Source organism: Pantoea allii, assembly GCF_046529425.1.
GTDB classification, from domain to species: Bacteria; Pseudomonadota; Gammaproteobacteria; order Enterobacterales; family Enterobacteriaceae; genus Pantoea; species Pantoea allii.
The window spans coordinates 2,515,039-2,537,138 of the sequence record NZ_CP125958.1; the positions used below are offsets into that span (position 1 = coordinate 2,515,039).

At 52.7% G+C, this 22,100-nt stretch carries 19 protein-coding genes; 10 read left to right on the plus strand and 9 right to left on the minus strand.

The annotated features are described in order from the left end of the window. Positions 1 to 6 precede the first annotated feature (6 nt). The 3 genes from manA to add all read left to right on the plus strand — a co-directional run bounded on the left by manA (position 7) and on the right by add (position 4,023). Positions 7 to 1,182 carry a mannose-6-phosphate isomerase gene (manA, locus tag QNH99_RS11850; RefSeq protein ID WP_096010686.1) on the plus strand — a complete coding sequence of 392 codons (1,176 nt, stop codon included), beginning with the start codon at positions 7 to 9 and terminating at the stop codon, positions 1,180 to 1,182. Positions 1,183 to 1,313: 131 nt separating this feature from the next. Then, complete coding sequence (locus QNH99_RS11855) at positions 1,314 to 2,813, plus strand: YdgA family protein (RefSeq protein ID WP_410516712.1); 1,500 nt, start codon at positions 1,314 to 1,316, stop codon at positions 2,811 to 2,813. A gap of 214 nt (positions 2,814 to 3,027) precedes the next feature. Beyond that, the gene (gene add, locus QNH99_RS11860; RefSeq protein WP_410516713.1) at positions 3,028 to 4,023 is read left to right on the plus strand and encodes an adenosine deaminase; all 996 of its coding nucleotides are present in this window, start codon (positions 3,028 to 3,030) and stop codon (positions 4,021 to 4,023) included. 78 nt (positions 4,024 to 4,101) lie between these two features. On the opposite strand, the gene QNH99_RS11865 is transcribed toward add, so the two are convergent. The 5 genes from QNH99_RS11865 to QNH99_RS11885 all read right to left on the minus strand — a co-directional run bounded on the left by QNH99_RS11865 (position 4,102) and on the right by QNH99_RS11885 (position 9,854). Then, positions 4,102 to 5,142 (minus strand): oxidoreductase, encoded by a 1,041-nt coding sequence (locus QNH99_RS11865; RefSeq protein ID WP_410516714.1) that lies wholly within the window; start codon positions 5,140 to 5,142, stop codon positions 4,102 to 4,104. Positions 5,143 to 5,220: 78 nt separating this feature from the next. Next, entirely contained in the window at positions 5,221 to 6,138 is a 918-nt protein-coding gene (gene araC / locus QNH99_RS11870; RefSeq protein WP_063879513.1) for an arabinose operon transcriptional regulator AraC, read from the minus strand. A 72-nt stretch (positions 6,139 to 6,210) separates the two neighbouring features. After that, entirely contained in the window at positions 6,211 to 7,197 is a 987-nt protein-coding gene (gene araH / locus QNH99_RS11875; protein WP_172897178.1) for an L-arabinose ABC transporter permease AraH, read from the minus strand. Between the two features lie 12 nt (positions 7,198 to 7,209). Beyond that, complete coding sequence (araG, locus tag QNH99_RS11880) at positions 7,210 to 8,730, minus strand: L-arabinose ABC transporter ATP-binding protein AraG (protein WP_410516715.1); 1,521 nt, start codon at positions 8,728 to 8,730, stop codon at positions 7,210 to 7,212. 140 nt (positions 8,731 to 8,870) lie between these two features. Then, positions 8,871 to 9,854, minus strand: a complete 984-nt coding sequence (locus QNH99_RS11885) for an arabinose ABC transporter substrate-binding protein (protein WP_410516716.1) — start codon at positions 9,852 to 9,854, stop codon at positions 8,871 to 8,873. A 365-nt stretch (positions 9,855 to 10,219) separates the two neighbouring features. Here QNH99_RS11885 and QNH99_RS11890 point away from each other — a divergent pair, with 365 nt between their 5' ends. Both QNH99_RS11890 and araA read left to right on the plus strand, forming a co-directional pair. Then, positions 10,220 to 11,905, plus strand: coding sequence for a ribulokinase (locus QNH99_RS11890; RefSeq protein ID WP_063879510.1), 1,686 nt, complete (start codon positions 10,220 to 10,222; stop codon positions 11,903 to 11,905). Between the two features lie 11 nt (positions 11,906 to 11,916). Continuing rightward, entirely contained in the window at positions 11,917 to 13,407 is a 1,491-nt protein-coding gene (gene araA / locus QNH99_RS11895; protein ID WP_096010690.1) for an L-arabinose isomerase, read from the plus strand. 57 nt (positions 13,408 to 13,464) lie between these two features. Here araA and QNH99_RS11900 read toward each other — a convergent pair whose 3' ends face one another. From QNH99_RS11900 to QNH99_RS11910, 3 genes are all read right to left on the minus strand, one after another. Continuing rightward, positions 13,465 to 13,893: a VOC family protein gene (locus QNH99_RS11900; RefSeq protein WP_145393263.1), complete on the minus strand. Its 429-nt coding sequence runs from the start codon at positions 13,891 to 13,893 to the stop codon at positions 13,465 to 13,467. Between the two features lie 215 nt (positions 13,894 to 14,108). After that, positions 14,109 to 14,492, minus strand: a complete 384-nt coding sequence (locus QNH99_RS11905) for a hypothetical protein (protein ID WP_410516717.1) — start codon at positions 14,490 to 14,492, stop codon at positions 14,109 to 14,111. A 191-nt stretch (positions 14,493 to 14,683) separates the two neighbouring features. Then, a complete protein-coding gene (locus tag QNH99_RS11910; RefSeq protein WP_074181017.1) occupies positions 14,684 to 14,908 on the minus strand; it encodes a hypothetical protein in 225 nt (74 codons plus the stop codon). Between QNH99_RS11910 and QNH99_RS11915 the strand changes: the two genes are divergently transcribed. Then, positions 14,895 to 15,176: a helix-turn-helix domain-containing protein gene (locus QNH99_RS11915; protein WP_410516718.1), complete on the plus strand. Its 282-nt coding sequence runs from the start codon at positions 14,895 to 14,897 to the stop codon at positions 15,174 to 15,176. The genes QNH99_RS11910 and QNH99_RS11915 overlap by 14 nt on opposite strands. A 77-nt stretch (positions 15,177 to 15,253) precedes the next feature. On the opposite strand, the gene QNH99_RS11920 is transcribed toward QNH99_RS11915, so the two are convergent. Next, a complete protein-coding gene (locus QNH99_RS11920) occupies positions 15,254 to 16,249 on the minus strand; it encodes a LacI family DNA-binding transcriptional regulator (RefSeq protein WP_096010696.1) in 996 nt (331 codons plus the stop codon). Positions 16,250 to 16,512: 263 nt separating this feature from the next. Between QNH99_RS11920 and QNH99_RS11925 the strand changes: the two genes are divergently transcribed. The 4 genes from QNH99_RS11925 to QNH99_RS11940 all read left to right on the plus strand — a co-directional run bounded on the left by QNH99_RS11925 (position 16,513) and on the right by QNH99_RS11940 (position 22,096). Further along, entirely contained in the window at positions 16,513 to 17,751 is a 1,239-nt protein-coding gene (locus QNH99_RS11925) for an MFS transporter (RefSeq protein WP_063879504.1), read from the plus strand. Between the two features lie 19 nt (positions 17,752 to 17,770). Further along, positions 17,771 to 19,207: a glycoside hydrolase family 32 protein gene (locus QNH99_RS11930; RefSeq protein ID WP_410516719.1), complete on the plus strand. Its 1,437-nt coding sequence runs from the start codon at positions 17,771 to 17,773 to the stop codon at positions 19,205 to 19,207. 94 nt (positions 19,208 to 19,301) lie between these two features. Continuing rightward, entirely contained in the window at positions 19,302 to 20,588 is a 1,287-nt protein-coding gene (locus QNH99_RS11935) for an OmpG porin family protein (RefSeq protein WP_410516720.1), read from the plus strand. A gap of 14 nt (positions 20,589 to 20,602) precedes the next feature. Continuing rightward, complete coding sequence (locus QNH99_RS11940) at positions 20,603 to 22,096, plus strand: glycoside hydrolase family 32 protein (RefSeq protein WP_172897186.1); 1,494 nt, start codon at positions 20,603 to 20,605, stop codon at positions 22,094 to 22,096. Positions 22,097 to 22,100: the final 4 nt, after the last annotated feature.

Sequence of the window (22,100 nt, forward strand, 5' to 3'; positions counted from 1 at the left end):
AATTTCATGAAAAAAATGGCTAACTCTCTGCAAAATTATGCATGGGGCAGTAAAACAGCATTAACGTCGCTTTATGGCATGGCGAATCCTAAGCAGTTGCCGATGGCTGAACTGTGGATGGGGGCGCACCCAAAAAGCCCATCGACTGTAGAAGAACATGGCAAGCCGCGTTCGTTACGTGATGTGATTGCGGCCAATCCGCAGCAGATGCTGGGCGATGCCGTGGCGAAGCGCTTTGGCGAATTGCCTTTTCTGTTTAAGGTGCTGTGTGCCGATCAGCCGCTGTCAATTCAGGTGCATCCTTGCAAACGCGCCGCCGAAGAGGGCTTTGCGCGGGAAAATGCCGCGTCCATCCCACTTAACTCCGCGGAACGTAATTACAAAGACGCTAACCACAAACCCGAACTGGTTTATGCGCTGACGCCGTTTAAAGCCATCAACGGCTTTCGCGAACTGAAAGAGATGGTTTCACTGCTGGAGCCGGTTGCCGGGGCGCATCCGCAGATTGCGCAGTTCCTGCGCCAACCTAACCTGGAGAGCCTGGCGGCGCTGTTTTCCACCCTGCTCTCACTTGAGAACGATGCAAAATCGCACGCGTTAGCTGTCCTGATGACCACAGCCCAGCAACACCAGGGTGAGCCATGGCAGACCATTACCGACATCGCCGTGCAGTATCCGGATGACAGCGGTCTGTTTTCTCCGCTGCTGCTCAACGTGATCACTCTGCAACCCGGCGAAGCCATGTTCCTGTTTGCTGAAACCCCGCACGCCTATCTTCATGGTGTCGCGCTGGAAGTCATGGCCAATTCCGATAACGTGTTGCGCGCTGGCCTGACGCCAAAATATATTGATATTCCAGAACTGATGGCCAATCTGAAATTTGAAGAAAAACCGGCCAGTCAGTTACTGACCCAACCCGAACAGCACGAAAACAGTCTCAACTTTCCTATTCCGGTGGATGATTTTTCATTTTCCATTCATACGGTTACGGATAAGCCGCTTTCTGTCCATCAGGACAGTGCAGCCCTGCTGTTTTGCATTGAAGGTGAGGCAACGCTCGTCTGCGGCCAGCAGCAACTGGTGCTAAAACCCGGCGAATCCTGTTTTGTCGCGGCGAACGATCCGTCCCTGACGATCGTGGGTCACGGCCGTGTAGCACGTGTATTTAATGCGTTAAACTGAGACGGCTGACGTCACTGCGCTTAACTGCTATTATTTCAAACTATTAGCTAAAATGCCTGCGGGCGCTTCTTCTTCCGCTGTCTGGCGCAGTCTGCAAGGCGGATGAAATCAAGGATAAGGACGATTCAGCAATGAAAAAGACTCAAGTTGCCGTTGGTGTGGTAGTTGCTCTGGGCGTAGTCTGGACAGGTGCGGCATGGTTTACCGGCAAAAAGCTGGAAAGCAATATGGATCAGATGATTCAAAATGCCAACGCTCAGTTAACTACTCTGGCGCCCAACAGTCGTCTGAAGGTCAGCTATCAGGATTATCAACGCGGTATTTTCAGCAGTAAAATGAATGTGGTCATTCAGGCGAGCTCTCAAACGGAAGATAACCCGCTGTTAAAACCGGGTCAGAGCATCATTCTTAATGAGCAGATCGATCACGGTCCTTTCCCGTTCGCCCAACTGAAAAAATTCAACCTGATCCCGAGCATGGCATCGGTTCATACCACCCTGACAAACACTGACGCGGTCAAAAAACTGTTTGAGCTGACGAACAACCAGTCGTTCATTAATGCTGAAACGCGCGTGGGTTACAGTGGAAGCACCGATACCGCGGTAAATATTCTGCCAATCGATTATCAAAATGCGCAAACGGCGCAGCGCGCGGCCACCAGTGGCGGCACGGTGAACATCAGTGCAGATAACAAAGGCGATAAAGTCTCGCTGGACAGTGACATCGCAAGCGTTGCTATCACCAGCAAGAATCAGGTCGACCAGCCAGTCATGTTTACGCTGAAAGGCCTGAAAGTTAACGCCGATACCCATCTCACCAGCGAAGGCGTGCGCATTGGCGATCAATCCATCAGCGTGGATAAAGTCGCCGCCGCCGTGAATGGTCAGGACGCTGTGATTCTTAACAAGATGGTCGGTGATTCTGCCTTTGATAACAAAGCGGGCAAAATCAGTGGCGATATCAATTACAAAATTGATGGCGTTGAAGTACAAAAACAAAATCTGGGCCAGTTTGCCTTAAAAATGAAGCTGTCACAGTTTGATGCGCAGAGCGTAAAAACCTTCTCTGATAACTATAACGCCCAGCTGACCACGCTGATGAATCAGCCCGGCGTGGCAGACGATCCGGTACGTTTCCAGACTGGCGTTCGTGCCATTCTGCTGAATAATCTGCCTGTGCTGTTAAAAGGCGCGCCAACGATCAGCGTTGCACCTCTGAGCTGGAAGAATGATAAAGGTGAAAGCACCTTTAATCTGAACGCGAACTTTAACGATCCATCGACAGTGACTGGCGAGCCGCAGACGCTGGCCGCCACGGTAGACCGCGTGTTGAAAACGCTAGATTTAAAACTGTCTATCAATATGCCAATGGCAACAGAAACCATGCGTCACATTGGACTGGCAGAAGGTTATCAGGCTGACGACGCGCAGAAGCTGGCCGATCAGCAGGTTAAAGGCCTGGCGGCGATGGGGCAGATGTTCCGTCTGACACAAACCCAGGACAACAACATCGTCACCAGCCTGCAGTATGCTAACGGCCAGGTGAATATGAATGGCGATAAAATGACGCTGGAACAGTTTATGTCGCGTTATATGCTGGGCGTGCCAACCAACGAAGGCATGCCAGAATAAGCGTTATCTTCCTGAATCAGGCGGCTTTGGCCGCCTTTTTTATGCCTGAACGTCCCATGCTGCCCCATAACTGGCAAAATGCATGTTCGAAGATCACCTTCCCTTGCGCAATTAAGCAGCACCTGACTCACTTGTTGCGCAAATCGCTGGCGTTGTTGCGCAAGATATTTTTATAATGTTCTGCACTTTACAGATACCCGGACGAGTGCACTCCATGATTGATTCAACGCTTCCCCTTACTGATATTCATCGCCACCTTGATGGCAACATCCGTGCACAAACCATTCTTGATTTAGGCCGTCAGTTTAACCTGACCTTGCCCGCCACTACCCTTGAAGCCCTGCGTCCGCATGTGCAGGTTACGGAAACACAGCCGGATCTGGTGAGCTTTCTGCAAAAGCTGGATTGGGGCGTAAAAGTGCTGGGCGATCTTGATGCCTGCCAGCGCGTGGCCCGCGAAAACGTGGAGGATGCCGCCAGAGCAGGTATCCATTACACCGAGCTCCGTTTTTCGCCAGGCTATATGGCGATGACGCATAATCTGTCGATTGCAGGTGTGGTTGAAGCCGTCATTGACGGCATAAAAGCCGGATGCCAGCAGCATGATATCGACGTGCGTTTAACGGGCATCATGAGCCGCACGTTTGGTGAGCAGGCCTGCCTGGACGAACTCAATGGTTTACTGGCTTTTCGCGATCACATCACCGCCGTCGATTTAGCCGGTGATGAACTGGGCGCGCCGGGTAATCAGTTCCTGCGTCACTTTGCCCACGCGCGGGATGCCGGTTTCCGCATTACCGTGCATGCCGGTGAAGCGGCAGGTCCGGAAAGCATCTGGCAGGCCATTCGCGAGTTAGGCGCTGAACGTATCGGTCATGGCGTAAAAGCGATTGAAGACCGCGCGCTGATGGATTTTTTGGCGGAAAACGCCATCGGTATCGAATCCTGCCTGACCTCAAATATCCAAACCAGTACCGTTGCCTCACTGGCACAACATCCGCTTAAAGTGTTCCTGGAGCATGGCGTTCTCGCCACGATTAACACAGACGATCCTGCAGTACAGGGCATTGAGCTGGAACATGAATATCGACATGCCGCACCTGCTGCGGGACTGAGTCAGGCGCAGATGCGCCAGGCTCAGGAAAACGGCCTTACGATTGCCTTCCTGAGTGAAGCTGAAAAAGCGGCTATTCGGGCGAAGCTGCAATAAAAGATGCAGAAATAAAAAGTGCAGTAAACAGAAAGGCCGCTGAATCAGCGGCCTTTTTTACAGGTTTTCACTCTCTGACTATTTCAGAGACAGTGTCTGGCGTTTCTCGGCTGACTGCAGCCCCCGTTCGATCAGCTCCATCACCTGAATCGCCTCTTCAGCCGTGACCGGATTGGGCCCACGTCCGTTGATGGCATCACGAACGCCGGCATAATAAGCCGGATAGTTGCCCGGCTGGGTCAGACAGCTTTTCTCGGTCATGGTGTCACCGTCAACCTGCGTCAGTGTGCCATCGCGCATGTCGTAGCCCCACGCTTCGCTGGGCGGAAAATCGCCGGCCTTCAGACGATCTTCCTGCGGGTCAAGGCCATATTTAACGTAGCTGCCCCGCGTACCGTGAACGGTATAACGCGGGGACTCTGCCGCCACTAACATGCTGGCGTGGAGCACCACACGGCGCTGCGGATAGGTTAACGTGGCGTGGAAATAGTCGGTGGTCTGTGCACCGGGGCGCAGTTCAGCCAGATCCAGATTGATAGCCACCGGTGGACCAAACAGCTGTAGCGCCTGATCCAACAGATGTGGCCCCAAATCGTACCAGATACCGCTGCCTGGCCCTTTCATTTCACGCCAGCGCTGACGTACCTCAAGGCGGAAGCGGTCAAAGTGCGACTCAAAATAGCGCACTTCGCCCAGCTCGCCGTCCGCTAACAGGGCTTTCAGCGTCAGGAAATCACTATCCCAGCGGCGGTTATGAAACACGGACAGCAACAGCCCTTTGGCTTTCGCCAACGCATCCAGTTCATGTGCTTGTGACAACGTCACGGTAAAGGGTTTATCCACGACCACATGTTTACCCGCATTCAGCGCCGCTTTGGCCAGAGGGAAGTGAGTATCATTGGGTGTGGGGATAACAATCATTTGTAGGCTGGGATCGTCCAACAGCGCCTGAGGATCGGCCACCACCTTCACGGATGGCCAATCGGCATTGACTTTGCTGGCATCGCTGCTGGAGATGGCTGCCAGTTCAACATCCGGCGTGCCCGCAATCAGCGGAGCATGAAATGTTTTACTGGCAAAGCCATATCCAATGAGTCCAACTCGCAGTTTCTCGCTCATTCCTTTTCCTCTTTATTCGCTAACCAGACTGATTTAAGACTAATAGTCTCGTCAGAACAAGGAGGATTCCCCTTAAAATCAGGAGACTGTGCTGCGGGCCGCGGTCCAGGCGCTCTGACTGGCTAAATTATCGTGCACATCCTGATTACGTCGGCGGAAATCACTTGGGCTAACGCCGACGCGTTTACGGAAGACTCGTGAAAAATAAAGTTGATCGTCGTAGCCCACTTCACGACCAATGCTGGCGATAGGTTCCTGAGTGGTTTGCAGCAGCAGCTTTGCTCTTATCACCCGCTGATCTTCGCGCCAGCGAAGCAGGTTGACGCCCATCTGCTCACGGAACAGGTGCGCCAGCCGTGAAGGCGATAAGCACACGTGACGAGCCACTTCTTCAATTTTCACCTCGCTGGCGAGATGATTATTGACGTACTGGCAGGCTTCAATGATGCGCGGATCGCGAATTTGCTGATGATTACGCGGATCTTCTTCCACCGCGCGCAGCAACAGACGTTCCAGCAGATTCATCGCCAGCTCTTCGGCAAAGCGGCGCGAGGAGTTATGGGTTTGTTCAATGGTGGCAAACAGGCGATCAAACTCGCCACGCAGCGATTCGGGTAACCGCAGGCGTCCGACGCCTTCCTGTTCATCCTGCCAGCGCAGCCAGTCATGCCAGTAAGCGCGCGGGCGGAAATAGACCCAACGATGAAACCACTGCGGGCTGTCGGGTGCACGACCGTAATAATGGGCGGTTTTAGGCTGGAACAACAGCATTTCGCCAGGTTCACAATCAAAGGCTTTTTCGCCATCAAATACCCGGCCTTTGCCTTTAATGGTCAGGTTAAGAATATAGCCCTTCATGCCGTGTGGGCGATCAATAAAGAAATCCAGCGGACCATCCGCGGTAATAGGCGTTAAACCCGCCACCAGCCAGGCATTAAACGAATATCCAGGCAGCAAAGGGTTTTGCTGCTCTGCCGGTAATTCACGGTGATACATAACGTCCTCACTTCGTCGTTGATTGATCACGCGCGGACGCCTTTCGCGTCCGCGGGAAGGTTTCACGCCAAATCAGACTTTATTCTTTTGTTTGTAGCGATCGAATATCACCGCTGCCAACAGTATCAAACCACGTACAACATACTGTGAGAATGGCGAGATATTTAATAAATTCATCGCATTCTCGACGGTGCCAAGAATAAGCACCCCGGCCACGACGTATGAAATCTTGCCGATGCCGCCCTTAAGGGACACGCCGCCCAGTACGCAGGCAGAAATCACCACCAGTTCATAACCGATGGAGGTCATGGGCTGGCCGCTGGTCATACGTGAGGCAAGAATGATGCCCGCAGCGGCGGAGACCAAACCTGACAGGATAAAAATAATGATGCGGGTTCGCACCACCGGTACGCCAGCCAGACGGGCGGCCTCTTCATTACCGCCGATGGCCAACGTATTACGACCAAAGGTGGTTTTGTTCAGCAGGAAGGCGAAAATCACCATGGTGGCCAGGGTGATCCAGATTGGCGCAGGCACGCCCAGCCAGTTAGCGAAGCCCAGAACAAAGAAACGCTCGTCTTCGATGCCCACTGCTTTACCATCCGAGAAGATATAAGCCAGGCCGCGCACAATCTGCATGGTCGCCAATGTGGTAATCAGGGCGTTGATCTTCAGCCGTGCAATCACAAAACCATTGATAAAGCCGGTTGCCATGCCCAGTACCAGCCCGGCACCGACGCCGATCCACAGGCTTTCGGTCATGTTGATGACCACGGCGGTCACCACGCCTGCACAGGCGATAACCGAGGCGACCGACAGGTCAAAATCACCCGAGGCCAGGCAGAACAGCATGCCGCAGGCGACCATGCCGGACATCGACATGGCCAACCCCAGGCCTTTCATATTGATAAAAGAGCCGAAGTTAGGCACAAAAACAGCACAGGCAATAAACAGCAGTGCAAAGACCACCAACATGCCGAAATTGTCCCAGATGCGACCAAGATGCAGACCACGGCGTGGTGCTACTGGCGGCGTATTAGATGTCGTGGATGAAGTCACGGTACTCTCCTGTCAGGCCACGGCGGCCGCTTGTGTCGTTTTAGGCATAGCCAGGCTCAGCGTCTGCTGCTCCGTAGCCTCGTCATGCAGTATTTCTCCGGCGATAGCGCCTTCACGCATCACAACAATGCGGTCGGCAAGGCCCATCACTTCCGGAAGATCGCTGGAGGCAAACAGCACCGCAATGCCTTTGTTTGCCAGTTCATAAATCAGGTTATAAATCTCGTGCTTGGCCCCAACGTCGATGCCGCGCGTTGGCTCATCCAGCAGGATCACTTTCATCTCCTCTGACAGCCAGCGCCCCAGAATGGCTTTTTGCTGGTTGCCCCCGGAGAGGTTCATGATCAGCTGATCGGCACTTGGGGTTTTAATATTGAGCGAGCGGATATGGCGGTCAGCATTGGTAGCTTCCCAGCCGTTTTTGATCAGGCACCCGGCGGTCAGGTTGTGGCGGCGTGCGCTGATATTGATATTGTCGCGGACCGAATGCACCGGAATGATGCCCTCGGCTTTGCGGTCTTCCGGGCACAACATCACTCCCGCACGAATCGCATCGATCGGTGCGCCGATCTTAATCAGCTCACCATCCAGCAATACACGCCCACCGCGCAGTCGCGTCGCCCCGAACAGCCCTTTTAGCAGTTCGCTGCGCCCTGCGCCGACCAGTCCAAACAAGCCGACAATTTCGCCCGCATGGACATTAAGCGAAATCGGCGTTCTGACGCCCTTCGCTTCAACATTTTGCAGCTCCAGCCGCACGGCCCCTTTTTCACGCGGGGAGTAACCATAAATATCGCCCAGATTACGTCCCACCATCGCCTGAACCAGATCGTCGTGATGCGTGTTTGCCATGTCCGTAAAGGTACGAACATAACGACCATCTTTAAACACGGTGATGGCGTCGCTGAGGGCAAAAATCTCTTCCATACGATGCGAAACATAAAGCACAACGCGCCCTTCCGCCCGCAGTTGACGGATGACGCGAAACAGATTGTCGATTTCCCGCGCGGACAGTGAACTGGTGGGCTCATCAAAGGCGATGATGCGCGCATTACGCGCCAGCGCTTTGGCAATTTCCACCATCTGCCACTGCCCCAGAGACAGATACTTCAGCGGCATGTCTGGATCGACATCCATGCCTAAATTTTTGAGTTGCAGGCCCGCTTCATAACGCAGCAGTTTTCGGTTTACCAACCCGCGCTTATGTGGCAACTGACCCAGATAGATGTTCTCTGCCACGCTCATTTCGGGGACTAAATGCAGTTCCTGGTAGATAATTGCGACACCCGCGTCCAGCGCGTCGGTGGTGTGCTGAAAATTAACCGGCTTTCCTTTGATGCGAATTTCGCCGCCGCTTGGCAGATAGCTGCCGCTGAGGATTTTAAGCAGTGTCGATTTACCGGCACCGTTCTCCCCCATCAGCGCATGCACCTGACCACCGTGGCACTCAAAAGAGATATCCTGTAACGCTTTCACGCCGGGAAAGGTTTTACTGATGCCATGAAACGACAGAAAGGCTGAATCAGTGTTCATGGTTTCTCCAATAAATAACGTTGATGAGTCGGGCCACCGGCAGTTTAGGGTTTATCCTGTTACCCATTGCAGTCACGTGGGAAACCCCTGCGTTCTCTGTGGCCCGATTACTTTACCTGTGCTGCCTGAGCAGCCTGTTGTTACATCAACCCTTTCTTCGCCAGCTCGGCTTTGAAGTTATCGCGGGTGATTAACACCACGTCGGTAACTTCGGTAAATTTCGGTGGTTCCTGACCTTTGCTCACCCAGTTGTAGAGCATCTGGCTGCTTTTATAACCGTGGATATCCGGGCTTGGCAGCAGAGAACCGTAGAAGCCGGTAGCGTTAGCTTTTGACAGTTCACTCACCGCATCCACACCGTTAATGCCGATACCGATGACGTCAGCGGCCTTAAAGCCCTGACCTTCTGTTGCGCGCACGCCGCCCAGCACGGTGTTATCGTTCATGCCGACAATCAGCCAGTGTTTCACTTCAGGATGCTGTACCAGCAGGGAGTTACCGGCATCGAATGCGCCGGGGATGTCATTAGACTTGGTTGGCACCTGATAGATCTGTTTTGCCGGGAATCCCGCAGCTTTCAACGCATCCATCGAGCCACCGGTGCGGCGACGGGCGGTATCCAGCTCGTTGGCGGTAATCGCCATCACAGCCGTATCTTTCGTGTCCCAGCCGCGTTTTTGCATTTCTTTATACAGTTCCTGACCCTGACGCTCACCGATCTTGGTCGCCGCCATCATGACTAATGGCACGGTATCCATTGGCTTGCCTTTGGCGTTAACAAACTGGTCATCCACTGCAATCACTTTCAGACCATAGCCGCGCGCCTTGGCCATAATGGCCGAGCCCAGTTTGGGGTCCGGTGTACAGATAACAAAACCTTTCGCGCCACTTGCCGCAAGGCTGTCGATGGCATTCAGGGTTTTTTCACCATCCGGAACGGCGATTTTAATCACGTCAAAGCCCAGATCTTTACCGGCCTTATCAGCGAACTTCCATTCTGTCTGGAACCACGGCTCCTCCGGTTGCTTGACCAGGAAGCCCAGCTTCATGGTTTCGGCGATAGCTGATTGTGACATAACCGCTGCCAGCCCAATGGCTGCCAACGCTTTAGTGAATTTATGCATGATGCTCTCCGGCGCTAGTTGTTTTATCGCTGTTAAAAACGAATTGGTGTAAACGTTACCAGTTAACTTTCTTTTTTGGGTACAGAAGTAAATCAGGACGTTAGCGCGAGCCGCGATGGGAGCCTGCTTAAACGTTGGCCTATTTTTAGCGGGAATGGAGAAGAAAAATGTAGAGCGGTATCACATCTTAAAATCACGACAGAATGATCCATACATTTAGCAAATTTAACCGTCTATTAACTTTTGCAATGGATCACAATTTCACTGCTCATGGCAGAAAAGTGCATATTCTCAGCCAGCCATGACTAACCGTTATTTCTTACACATCACAGGATAAGGAGGTTTATTCATAACAGGAGATTCAAATGCGTACTGAAGCCATCACCCTGGGACTGGACTTTGGTAGTGATTCGGTGCGTGCGCTGGCGGTGGATTGTCACTCTGGTCAGGAGCTGCAAAGTGCCGTGGCAAACTATGCACGCTGGCAGCAAGGACTTTACAGCGATCCTCACAGCAACCGCTTCCGCCACCATCCACAAGATTATATCGACGCCATGGAGCAGGCGATGCTCGGCGTATTAAATGCGCTGAGTGAAACGCAACGTGCGGCCGTCGTCGGCATCGGCGTTGACAGCACCGGCTCCACCCCGGCCCCTATCGATCGTGACGGCAACGTACTGGCTCTGCGGCCTGAGTTTGCTGAAAACCCGAATGCAATGTTTGTGCTGTGGAAAGATCACACGGCAATAGAAGAAGCCGAGGAAATCAACCAGCTTTGTCACAGTGGCCGCTTTACCGACTACAGCCGGTATATTGGCGGGATTTACTCTTCTGAATGGTTCTGGGCAAAAATCCTTCACGTTACCCGCAACGATGCTGCGGTGCGCGAGGCCGCCGTGTCCTGGGTTGAACTGTGCGACTGGGTACCGGCGCTGCTTAGCGATACCGTCGCCCCTGATAAACTGCGGCGTGGGCGCTGCGCGGCAGGACACAAAGCCCTGTGGCACGGTGACTGGAACGGGTTGCCCGATGTTGAATTCCTCAATGCGCTGGACCCCAGTCTGACTCAACAGCTGGATTCGCCGCTGTTTAAAGAGACCTGGACGGCGGAGTTGCCGGTGGGCACCCTGAGTGCCGAATGGTCACAGCGCCTGGGTTTATCACAGCAGGTCACCATTTCGGGCGGTGCGTTTGACTGTCACATGGGCGCAGTGGGCGCAGGCGCGCGGCCTTATACGCTGGTCAAAGTGATTGGCACCTCCACCTGCGACATTCTGATTGCTGACACCGAAAAAGTCGGCGATCGCGCCATTAAAGGCATATGCGGCCAGGTCGATGGCAGCGTGGTGCCTGGCGCAATAGGTCTGGAAGCCGGTCAGTCGGCATTTGGCGATATTTATGCCTGGTTCAGCCGCCTGCTGGGCTGGCCGTTACAGCAGGCAGCGCAGCAACATCCTGAACTCAAGCCGCAGTTGGCTGAGATGCAAAAGTCGCTGATCAAAAACCTGACTGACGCCTGGGCCGCTAATCCTCAGTTGGATCACCTGCCGGTGGTGCTGGACTGGTTCAATGGCCGCCGCACACCCAACGCCAATCAGCGTCTTAAAGGCGTGATTACCGATCTTAATCTCGGCACCGACGCGCCGGCCCTGTTTGGTGGCCTGATTGCAGCGACCGCCTTTGGCGCTCGCGCCATCATGGAGTGCTTCGAGCAACAGGCTATTCCGGTTGAGAACATTTTGACCCTGGGCGGTATTGCCCGTAAATCCCCCGCCATCATGCAGGCCTGCTGCGACGTGATGAACCGTCCGCTGGATATCGTCGCCTCGGATGAATGCTGTGCGCTGGGTGCGGCGATCTTCGCTGCCGTGGCCGCCGGTGTTCACCGCGACGTCGAGCAGGCACAGAAAGTGATGGCCAGCCCGATTGACGTCACGTTGCAGCCCGATCCGCAGCGCGTCGCGCGCTATCAGGAACTTTATCAACGCTATCAACAATGGTGCGTGACGGCAGAACCTCATTATGCCGCACGTTCCGCTTCCGCTAAGTAAAGGAGTGGTTTATGCAACAGTTCAACGTGTGGTTTGTCATTGGTACACAGCACCTCTACGGAGCGGAAACGTTACGTCAGGTTGAGCAGAATGCCCGTCAGGTGGTGGAAGGTTTAAATCAGGCGGGACTGCCTGTGCGCCTGGAACTGAAACCGCTGGTGAAATCGCCTGATGAAGCGCTGTCGCTGTGCCGCGACGCCAGTCACGATCAAAACTGTGTGGGTATCATTACCTGGCTGCATACTTTTTCGCCGGCCAAAATGTGGATCGGCGGTTTAAACGTATTAACGAAACCGTTATTGCAGTTTCATACACAGTTCAATGCTGAAATCCCGTGGGACAGCATGGACATGGACTTCATGAACCTGAACCAGACGGCCCACGGCGGTCGTGAGTTTGGCTTTATTGGCGCACGTATGGGCCTGCAACACAGCGTGGTGACCGGTCACTGGCAGGATAAACACAGCCAGCAGCGCGTTGCCAACTGGATGCGTGCCGCACTGGCTAAGCAGGCCAGTCAGAACCTGAAAGTGGCCCGTTTCGGCGATAACATGCGTGAAGTGGCCGTCACGGAAGGCGATAAAGTCGCCGCGCAAATCACGTTTGGCTATGCCGTCAACGGCTGGGGCGTGGGTGATTTGGTCGAGGTGATTAACAGCGTCAGCGATGGTGATGTTAACGCGCTGGTCGATGAGTACGAAAGCCACTACCGCTTTACCCCTGTGGCCGCCGTCGGCGGTGAAAAGCGTCAACATGTTCTGGATGCTGCACGCATTGAACTGGGCCTGAAGCGTTTTCTGGACGATGAAGGCTGTAAGGCGTTTACCACCAACTTCCAGACGCTCCATGGGATGACCCAGTTACCCGGTCTGGCGGTACAGCGCTTAATGGGCCAGGGTTATGGTTTTGCGGGCGAAGGCGACTGGAAAACGGCTGCCCTGCTGCGCATTTTCAAAGTGCTGGCGGGCGACCGTCCCGGCGGAACCTCCTTTATGGAGGATTACACCTACCACTTCTCACCGGGTAACGATTTAGTTCTGGGCTCACACATGCTGGAAGTGTGCCCGTCCATCGCGCTGGAAGAGAAACCGCTGATTGACGTTCAGTTCCTGGGCATTGGCGACAAAGCCGATCCGGCGCGCATGATCTTCTCGACACCCGCAGGCCGCGCGATCAACGCCAGCGTGATTGATATGGGTGACCGCTTCCGTCTGTTGGTCAACGTGGTGGATGCCATTGAACAGCCTAAACCGCTGCCAAAACTGCCTGTCGCCCGTGCGCTGTGGAAGGCTCAACCGTCACTGGCAACCGCCTCTGAAGCCTGGATTCTGGCCGGCGGCGCGCATCATACCGTGTTCAGTCAGGCATTAAGCCTGGATGATATGTATCTGTATGGTGAGATGCACGGCATTGAAGTGCTGGTTATAGATGAACATACCCGGTTGCCTGCTTTCAAAGATGCCCTGCGCTGGAACGATGCGTACTACCATATGAAACGTTAAGATTGCTGAGACGTTGCGAACGGGTCAGATTGCTGGCCCGTTTTCATGGTTCACCGGTTACTCCATAAATTCAAGCGTCTGCCCGTCAGGACTCATCACGTATATCACTCTGGTTCCCTTTAACGGGCCGGCAGCGATGGTCTGGGGTTGGCCCGGCGTCTTCCAGCCATGCAGTGAGACACGCTCCAGCAGTGCATCCAGATGTTCAACCCTGAAAGCCAGATGTGCATAGCCCGGCGCATAGGGAGGCGACGATTCATCCGGCACCGCAATATTGTCATATTGCAGGAGCTCTATTTTCATGCCTGCCAGTTCAACCAGTGCCATTTGCACATCCGCGCCTCGCGCTCCCGTTACCTCATCAATTATCGCGCCGGACATGTTCCCTTCACGTAACAGTGTGCCGCCCAGCACCGCTGTCCAGAAGTGCAAGGACTGCTTGATGTTTCTCACTGAAAACCCGACATGATCGTAACTTTTTATCATCTGATATAGCCTTTGCGTTGAGGAATCGAGCTTTTTAAGAATGTATCATTAGCTTCATCGGCATAAATCACAGGGCGTGCTTTGCCGGAGTCGATATAAAATCCAGGCAGCATAACCGTGACCGAAATAACAGAACGTCCAGGCTTCTGATCCCGCTCGATCCAGTCACAGAAGCCAGAATAATCATTCAGTCTGGCGTTGTCGTGAGGTGATGGCTATTTGGCAACAAGCCCGGCAGGTAAACGATTATCGGGACAATAGCGGTAAGTGACTGCGCCCTGACCTTGTCTGAAGGTAAACCGGTGATGATTAATCACCGTCAGGGTAAACGTATCGCTGACGTCAGGGCCAGCCCCCACACCGGCATCAATGCAACGCTGAGTGACAACATAGTTGCGGCCCTGAGCAGACTGAATATTCAGCTTGCAGGCGTGGGTATGCGCACTATTCAGTCCCACCCCGTCATAGTGTTTTATCCCGGCGTTCGCGGGGTCACGACACGATTGTGATGTATCGACATAAATGCCCTTTTGCAGCGCTAATACATCCTCCGCACAGGCCGGGGCGATAAACAGGACGGTCACTGAGGCTAAAATCATTTTTAAGCTGCTGACTTGCGCTCGCCCCTGAAAAATTTGTAGTGGTTTTTTTTGCATCCTCATCCTGCCGCTCCCTTTTCTGCCAGGTGATGCATCATCTGTTAAACATCAGACGATGGCTGGCATGCGTTCTGGACAGTAAATCCGGCGTTAAATGACCGGTTATCATTCATACGACTGCGCGTTAAATTCTAGCGGTTAAAAGGATAAGCAGGCTTTTTATCGCAATAATTTAGCGGATGATAATCTTTGACCCTGCGTATGCCGATATCGTTTTCAAACGTCAGGTAGGCTGTGTGCGGTTTTTTCGTCAGCACATTCGCCACAAGTTCGATAAAATGCGCTTTGTTGCCCTCTTGAGGATAGCGTTCGAAGATTTCCTCAAAAAATGACAGGGGGAACATGTCTGCGTTCATCCCTCCATCCATAAATGCCCCTAAATGTACCAGCGCGATTTCAGGTCTTTTACGTACGGGGATTTCCATACGCAAATTCACCGCTGAAACGGGTGAAACGGTGGCGAGAGTGGTCGAGCGGATTCGGGTAGATACTGCAAAAGGGATGCTGGAAAACGGGGTGGGCAATGTTGAAAAAGTCGCCAGGCTCTGCGGTTTTGGCAGTACCGGACGAATGAGGCGGGCATTTTTAAAATACTGGGATAAATCTTCCCAGGCCTTTAAATAACACCGGCCTTCTGGCGGGCAGCGCGACATCAGCCCTGCCCGTCGTTGTTCGGGTTTATCCTGGCTGACAAGGCATTTTTAAAATGACTGACGTGACAGCAACGGACTGTCGACCAGCACGCTATTGCGGTGGCTATACCCGTTAATAATATGCAACGTACTCAGGCGACCAATTTCGTAATGCGGCAACTGCACCGTCGACAAAGGCGGCAAAAACAGATTACCGATGCCAACCAGATTATCGTAACCCAGCACCGCAATATCCTGTGGGATACGTATTCCCTGCCCCAGCAACGTCTGATAAACCATAAACGCAATGCGGTCATTGCCACATATCACGGCATCGAACTGCGGCTGCCCCTGATGAATATGTGCCATCAGCATGTCCGGGATATCGCGGTAGTGCTCGTCACCATATTGCATATAACAATGATCAAGATTATCGGGGTTAATATTGGCTTCACGACAGGCCTGATCCAACCCCTTACGGCGGCGGCGCGTCGCCAGATGGTTGATCGGTAAATGCAGACAGAGCGGTCGGCGGTATCCTGCCGCGAGCAGTGACTGCACCGCGTGATACTGGCCTTGTTCGTCGTCAGGGATATAGCTGGCCACCGGCTCCCCTTTATTCTCACAATTCGCCAGCACGCAGGGATGCGTCAGTAGCTTGGGTGGCACGCTGACTTCGCGCAGTCCCATGGTCGTGAAGATGATACCGCCGGGTCGGTGTGCAAGAAGCAGATCGACAATATCATCGGGGTTATCATCTGAAAACATGTTCACCACGAAGCTGTTCCAGCCATACGCGCGCGCGGTTTCCTCAATGGACAGCGTGATCTCGACAGAAAAAGGCGTGGTGACCGTATCCAGCGCAAGCACACCAATCGTTTTGTTTTTGGCACCGACACGCCGAACCTGCCTGGCAGAAAGATCCGGCACATAGTTAAGCTGTAATATTGCCGCCTGCACCCTGGCAAGGGTTTCTGCCTTCACACGGTCAGGGTCATTCAGCACCCGCGATACCGTCATTAACGATACATTAGCCAGTCTGGCCACATCTTTTAAAGACGCCATACCTCTCCATTAAGCCTGCCCACGATTCCGGCCTGGTTTTCATGCATCCCGCTATTAACGGATGCTGTGCCACTACCCATGCCCTTACCTCAGCGTAAATCTCAGAAATATGCAAACCCGAATCAAAAAGTTGATCGAGGTCTCAACACATCGATGTTAACGTTAACTTTTGTGATTAACATCGACTATTGCACTCAAACGCAGTGTACACCACAAATGTTAACGTTACCATTCTGGCATATCCTTCTTATGAGATTATGTAGATGAAAAAACGGCCTTCCCGCAGCTATTTGCTACTCAGCGCACTGCTGTTCTTTTTCTTTATGACCTGGTCCTCTTCCAGTTCACTTCTCTCCATTTGGCTTCACCAGGAAGTCGGCCTTAAGGCGTCGCAAACCGGCATCATCTATTCGGTCTTATCCGTATCGGCCCTCTTTGCCCAGGTTTGTTATGGTTTTATTCAGGACCGACTGGGTCTGCGCAAACATCTGCTGTGGTTTATTACCGCCCTGCTGATTCTCTCCGGCCCTGCTTACCTGCTGTTTAGCTATTTGCTGAGTGTGAATATTCTGTTGGGTAGCCTGTTCGGTGGTGTGTTTATTGGCCTGACCTTTAACGGCGGTATCGGTGTGCTGGAATCCTATACCGAACGCGTTGCCCGTCAGAGCAGCTTCGAGTTTGGCCGGGCCAGGATGTGGGGCTCCCTCGGTTGGGCTATCGCCACGTTTTTTGCCGGGCTGCTGTTTAATATCAACCCCAATCTTAATTTCCTGGTGGCATCATGCTCCGGACTGGTTTTCTTCTGCCTGCTGGCGCGTTTGAAAGTGGCGGCCCCGGCAAGTATGGAGAAACTCGAAATCGGGGCTAAAAAAGTCTCGCTTGCCGATGCCTTTCGCCTGCTCACCCTGCCGCACTTCTGGGCGCTGATCTTTTTCGTAGTCGGCACCTGTATTTATGGCGTGTACGATCAGCAATTCCCGGTTTATTTCTCTTCTCAGTTTCCGACGTTAAAAGAAGGGAACGCCATGTTTGGCTATTTAAACTCCGTCCAGGTCTTTCTGGAGGCAGCAGGCATGTTTTGTGCGCCCTGGCTGGTTAACCGGATTGGCGCTAAAAACGGTTTGATATTCGCCGGTATGGTGATGGCGCTGCGCATGGTGGCATCAGGCCTGGTGGTAGGTCCGCTGCTGATTTCCATCACCAAACTGCTTCACGCTGTTGAACTCCCTATCCTGTTGGTCGCCATTTTTAAATATAACAGTCTGAATTTCGATAAGCGTCTGTCCTCCACGATCTATCTGGTGGGCTTCGCCTGTACCAGCTCAATTATTGGCACCGTGTTATCGCCGCTGGCGGGCTTTAGCTATGAGCGGTTTGGCTTTGCCCAGTCCTATCTGATTATGGGCATCATGGTGTTCTGCACGACGTTTATTTCCATTTTCCTTTTGCGCTCAACTAAGTCCTCCTCTGAGCCATCCTTGTTACAGCAAAACGCTGTGTAATTTATTGAGAATAAACACAATGACATCTTTATTAAAACAGGCTGAACAGGCACTTGAAACCTCGCAATCCGGGATTAATCCACGCTGGTATCCACGTTATCACCTTGCCGCTCGCGCAGGCTGGATGAACGACCCTAACGGCCTGGTCTGGTTTGAAGGCTGGTATCACGCGTTCTACCAGCATCACCCCTACTCCACAAAATGGGGACCGATGCACTGGGGGCACGCCCGCAGTCAAGATTTGGTGCACTGGGAGCATCTGCCGGTTGCGCTGGCACCGGAAGGCCCGGCAGACAAAGACGGCTGCTTCTCAGGCTCTGCCGTGGTGGACGGCGACACGCTGGCATTGATTTATACAGGCCATAAATTTCACGGACCCGCCGACACGGATGACAACCTCTATCAGGTTCAGTGCCTGGCCACCAGTCGCGACGGTATCCACTTTGAACGCCAGGGTTGCGTGATCGATACCCCGCCAGGCCTGCATCATTTCCGCGATCCCAAGGTATGGCGCGAAGGTGAGTTCTGGTACATGGTTGTCGGCTCCCGCGTCGAGGACACAGGTCAGGTGCGCCTGTATCGCTCCGCCGATCTGCGTGAATGGCACGACGAAGGTGTTTTTGCCGAGGCGGCAGACGGAATGGGCTTTATGTGGGAGTGCCCGGACTTCTTTTCCCTGGGCAATCGACGCGTCCTGATCTTCTCCCCGCAGGGGATCGCAGCGACAGGTTATCACCATCGCAATCTGTTTCAGAGCGGCTATTTGCTCGGCGAATGGCAACCCGGTGAAGCCTTCATCCATGATGGACAATTCATTGAGCTGGACCATGGTCACGATTTTTATGCGCCGCAAAGCTTCCTGACCCCGGATGGTCGCCGCATTGTCATCGGCTGGCTGGATATGTGGGAATCACCGATGCCCGAACAGCAGGACGGTTGGGCCGGGATGCTTTCTCTGCCGCGTGAGTTAAGCCTGGGCGATGATGACCGTGTGCGGATGAAGCCCGCGGCCGAGGTCGCCGCCCTGCGTGACCGTTATTATGCGGTCCCGGTGCGCGAGCTGAACAATCAAACCCTGTCTATCGGGGAACATGCCGAGGCGGTTGAAGTGCGGCTGGAATGGGATCTCAACGCGTCCTCGGCGGAGCAATATGGTCTTGCGTTAGGCGACGGGCTGCGAATTTACGTCGACAATCAGGCCCAACGGCTAATTGTCGAGCGTCGTTACCCGGAATTTTTGCTTGAGGGCACACGCAGCATTTCCCTGCCAGCAGACAAGCGACTGTCGCTGCAAATTTTCATTGACCGTTCCTCTGTGGAAGTGTTTGTCAATGCGGGCACCGCCTGCCTGAGTAGCCGAATTTACCCTCAGCCTGACAAGCGCGATTTAACGTTGTTTGCCCATAACGGCGTCGCCGCCTTAGAAGACGCTGGGTACTGGTCTCTGGACAGATAATTCCGTCCCGATCCGTAACGCCTCTTAGCTGCTGATTTTTTATTTCTGTCAGTCTCTGACTGGCTGCTCTCGCCTGAAATAATGAGACAGAAAAATGGATGAAATATTAACGCCGTTCCACCGGGTTAGTGTGATGAATAGAAAAAATAGGGTTTCGGGAAAAGAAACGCTGGCATTGATGCTGTCATTAGCGGCCTTTCCTGCTGTAGCCGAAAACACACCGGACTCGTCAAATGTTTATACCGGGAACTATCAAAGTTATTTTTATGATGAAACGGATAATCACCCTATCCGCACGGCGCCTGCTAAAAAGGAACCTGCGCCGCCGGTCAGCCACGTTTCCTCCTCGCCGGTTACGGTGGACAGGACAGCCGAACATGCCGCATCACCCGTGCCGGCGACCTTATCCCCTGCAGGCGAAAATAACATAACCGACCCTGAACTCAGCAGTAAGGTGGCTATGCCAGCAGATGTCAGCCTGCTGCGTTTAAGACAGGAAGATCCGCCAGTTCACTGGAACAGTATCGGCCGCAATATGGAGGCTGGCGGCTTACACGGCAACATTGGCACACAGATCGAAATTGATGATGTTCGCTGGCGTGATAAGAGTAAAAACAGCGGAAAGTTTAAGCTCGCAACCATACAGGCTTTTTTAAGGCATGATGAGTTACCAAACTGGTACTTTGGTTTCTGGAATGCCCGGGAAGACAGCTATAAAGGCCAGTTCAGTAATCAGAAATACGATGCCACCAATACGATTAATGAGTTTTTTGTTGGCCATATCTTTGAAACCTGGCGAGGTAATATAGGTACAGAAGCCATGATCGGTTCCGAAACAGCCACGAAACGCTGGAAGAATCGTTTTAAAGTCTGGCAGGACCTGCGACTCAGCAATAAATGGAGTCTTGCCGGTTATGCTTATGGCGAATATCAGCCCCAGGGCAATGAACCGGGAAATGGCGATCTTGAACAATATATTTTTGAAACTGAGCCGGCTATTCAATATCGCGTGAATCCGGATATGGGATTGTATTTACGGCCTTATTATTACTATAACCGTCAGGTACGTGAAAACTGGGGTGACATTGTTGAAGTGGAATGGAAAGTAACGGCCGGGCTTTGGCGAAACTGGTATCCGCTTTTAACCTCGCTGTATGTGGGCTTCGGTCAGGACAAAACCGAGAACGCCAGTAACGCCAACGAAGTTTTTTATAATGGCCGCTATAAATTTATCGGCGGCACCCTCAGCTATCCGGTGTTTGGTGAAGTCAGACTCTATGGTGAATTCAGAGCAGAATTTACGAAAGAAGACGGACTCTGGACATATAAAGGTCACTCATGGAATCCCTTTACCGTGGTTGGCGTGAATTATAACTTCTGATATTCAGGTGCAGCATGAAAAAATTAACGTTAGCGACATTCGTCGCACTGCTGACGCTTTCCGTTGGAAATACGCCAGTTTATTCACAACCCTCTAAAGAAACATTACAAAATAAAAGCATTACGCGAATTAATGGCTTTTTCCCGCGAGTGGAAGGCTCATTTATTGGCGATCCCATGCCGGTGTATAACAATGGCGAATTTGATATTTTTTATCTTAATGATGTCCGTGGCGGCAGTGACTTAGGCGTGCACGCGATTCATCTGCTGTCGAGTGCCAACTTATATGATTATCAAAACCACTCTGAAGTGATTCCCTACGTCAATAACGTTGACGACCCGGAACTGCTGTTGGGAACCGGATCGATCATTAAAGTCGGCGACACCTGGCATGCCTGGTATACCGCCCACAATGAAAACGTGTTTCCGGTGGAGTCCATTATGCACGCCACCAGTAAAGATCGTCTTCACTGGGTTAAACATCCCAATGACACCCTTCTGCCGGGCAATAAGTATCGCGGTAATGACTTCCGCGATCCTCACGTTGTCTGGATCGAAGAAAAAAAAGAATACTGGATGTTAATTACCACGCGTAGCAACGGCCGAGGGGTTATTGCCCGTTACCGTTCAACCGATTTAACAAACTGGGAAGACAGCGGTATCTTTTTCGATAATGACACTATCACCACGAACGCCAATCTCGAATGTCCGACGCTGGTGTTCTTCAACGGACGTTGGTATCTCAGCTTTAGCGATCAGTGGCCGCTGCGTCTGACACAGTACCGTGTCGCGGATAATCCGGAAGGGCCGTGGCGAAAAACGGATAATTATGTGGTCGATGGCTCAGGTTTTTACGCGGGAAAACTGGTACGCAAAAACGACCGCTTATTCGTTTTTGGTTGGATACCCACCAAAGCAGGAAACCGTGACAGCGGCAATATTGACTGGGCAGGGAATCTGGTTGTTCACGAGTTAATCGCGGAGCCTCAGGGCCAGCTCAAGAGTGTTATTCCGCAGGAATTGCAGACCGCCATCGACGCGAATCCAGGTCCGGTTACCACGCTGACAGAAAGTAAAACGCTAAAAACGACCACACAGTTCGCATCGCTACAGTCCTCTGTGTATCCGCCCCTGCCTAAACGCGCGGTGCTGACTGCCACCGTGGATATTCCCTCTGCCGGCATGGTTATGAGCTTTGGCCTTACTGACGACAGCATCAGTAAGGCCGGGCTGAACGTGGTGTTCAATAAGAGCAAAGGGAAAGTTTATTTTTTTAACTCTCCGCTGACCTCAATTCATCAGGACAATGCGGAATCCTGGGTAGATGTTCCGCTTGATGAAAAAATTGAGTTGCGCGTCCTGATACAAAACTCAATTGCTGTTTTTTACATCAACAATAAGGCGGCATTCAGTACCCGGATGTATTCCATGGAGGGGAAACCCTGGAGCATCAGCCTGCCTCAAAACGATCATTTTCACGCGACGTTGAAAATAAAAGAAATGATTTAATGGG

What these genes read in the sequence shown, in the direction of transcription:
- manA (WP_096010686.1), top strand. Translation starts at nt 7, where the DNA reads ATGAAAAAAATGGCTAACTCTCTGCAAAATTATGCATGGGGCAGTAAA.
- QNH99_RS11855 (WP_410516712.1), top strand. Translation starts at nt 1,314, where the DNA reads ATGAAAAAGACTCAAGTTGCCGTTGGTGTGGTAGTTGCTCTGGGCGTA.
- add (WP_410516713.1), top strand. Translation starts at nt 3,028, where the DNA reads ATGATTGATTCAACGCTTCCCCTTACTGATATTCATCGCCACCTTGAT.
- QNH99_RS11865 (WP_410516714.1), bottom strand. Translation starts at nt 5,142, where the DNA reads ATGAGCGAGAAACTGCGAGTTGGACTCATTGGATATGGCTTTGCCAGT.
- araC (WP_063879513.1), bottom strand. Translation starts at nt 6,138, where the DNA reads ATGTATCACCGTGAATTACCGGCAGAGCAGCAAAACCCTTTGCTGCCT.
- araG (WP_410516715.1), bottom strand. Translation starts at nt 8,730, where the DNA reads ATGAACACTGATTCAGCCTTTCTGTCGTTTCATGGCATCAGTAAAACC.
- QNH99_RS11885 (WP_410516716.1), bottom strand. Translation starts at nt 9,854, where the DNA reads ATGCATAAATTCACTAAAGCGTTGGCAGCCATTGGGCTGGCAGCGGTT.
- QNH99_RS11890 (WP_063879510.1), top strand. Translation starts at nt 10,220, where the DNA reads ATGCGTACTGAAGCCATCACCCTGGGACTGGACTTTGGTAGTGATTCG.
- araA (WP_096010690.1), top strand. Translation starts at nt 11,917, where the DNA reads ATGCAACAGTTCAACGTGTGGTTTGTCATTGGTACACAGCACCTCTAC.
- QNH99_RS11900 (WP_145393263.1), bottom strand. Translation starts at nt 13,893, where the DNA reads ATGATAAAAAGTTACGATCATGTCGGGTTTTCAGTGAGAAACATCAAG.
- QNH99_RS11905 (WP_410516717.1), bottom strand. Translation starts at nt 14,492, where the DNA reads ATGATTTTAGCCTCAGTGACCGTCCTGTTTATCGCCCCGGCCTGTGCG.
- QNH99_RS11915 (WP_410516718.1), top strand. Translation starts at nt 14,895, where the DNA reads ATGTCTGCGTTCATCCCTCCATCCATAAATGCCCCTAAATGTACCAGC.
- QNH99_RS11910 (WP_074181017.1), bottom strand. Translation starts at nt 14,908, where the DNA reads ATGAACGCAGACATGTTCCCCCTGTCATTTTTTGAGGAAATCTTCGAA.
- QNH99_RS11920 (WP_096010696.1), bottom strand. Translation starts at nt 16,249, where the DNA reads ATGGCGTCTTTAAAAGATGTGGCCAGACTGGCTAATGTATCGTTAATG.
- QNH99_RS11925 (WP_063879504.1), top strand. Translation starts at nt 16,513, where the DNA reads ATGAAAAAACGGCCTTCCCGCAGCTATTTGCTACTCAGCGCACTGCTG.
- QNH99_RS11930 (WP_410516719.1), top strand. Translation starts at nt 17,771, where the DNA reads ATGACATCTTTATTAAAACAGGCTGAACAGGCACTTGAAACCTCGCAA.
- QNH99_RS11935 (WP_410516720.1), top strand. Translation starts at nt 19,302, where the DNA reads ATGGATGAAATATTAACGCCGTTCCACCGGGTTAGTGTGATGAATAGA.
- QNH99_RS11940 (WP_172897186.1), top strand. Translation starts at nt 20,603, where the DNA reads ATGAAAAAATTAACGTTAGCGACATTCGTCGCACTGCTGACGCTTTCC.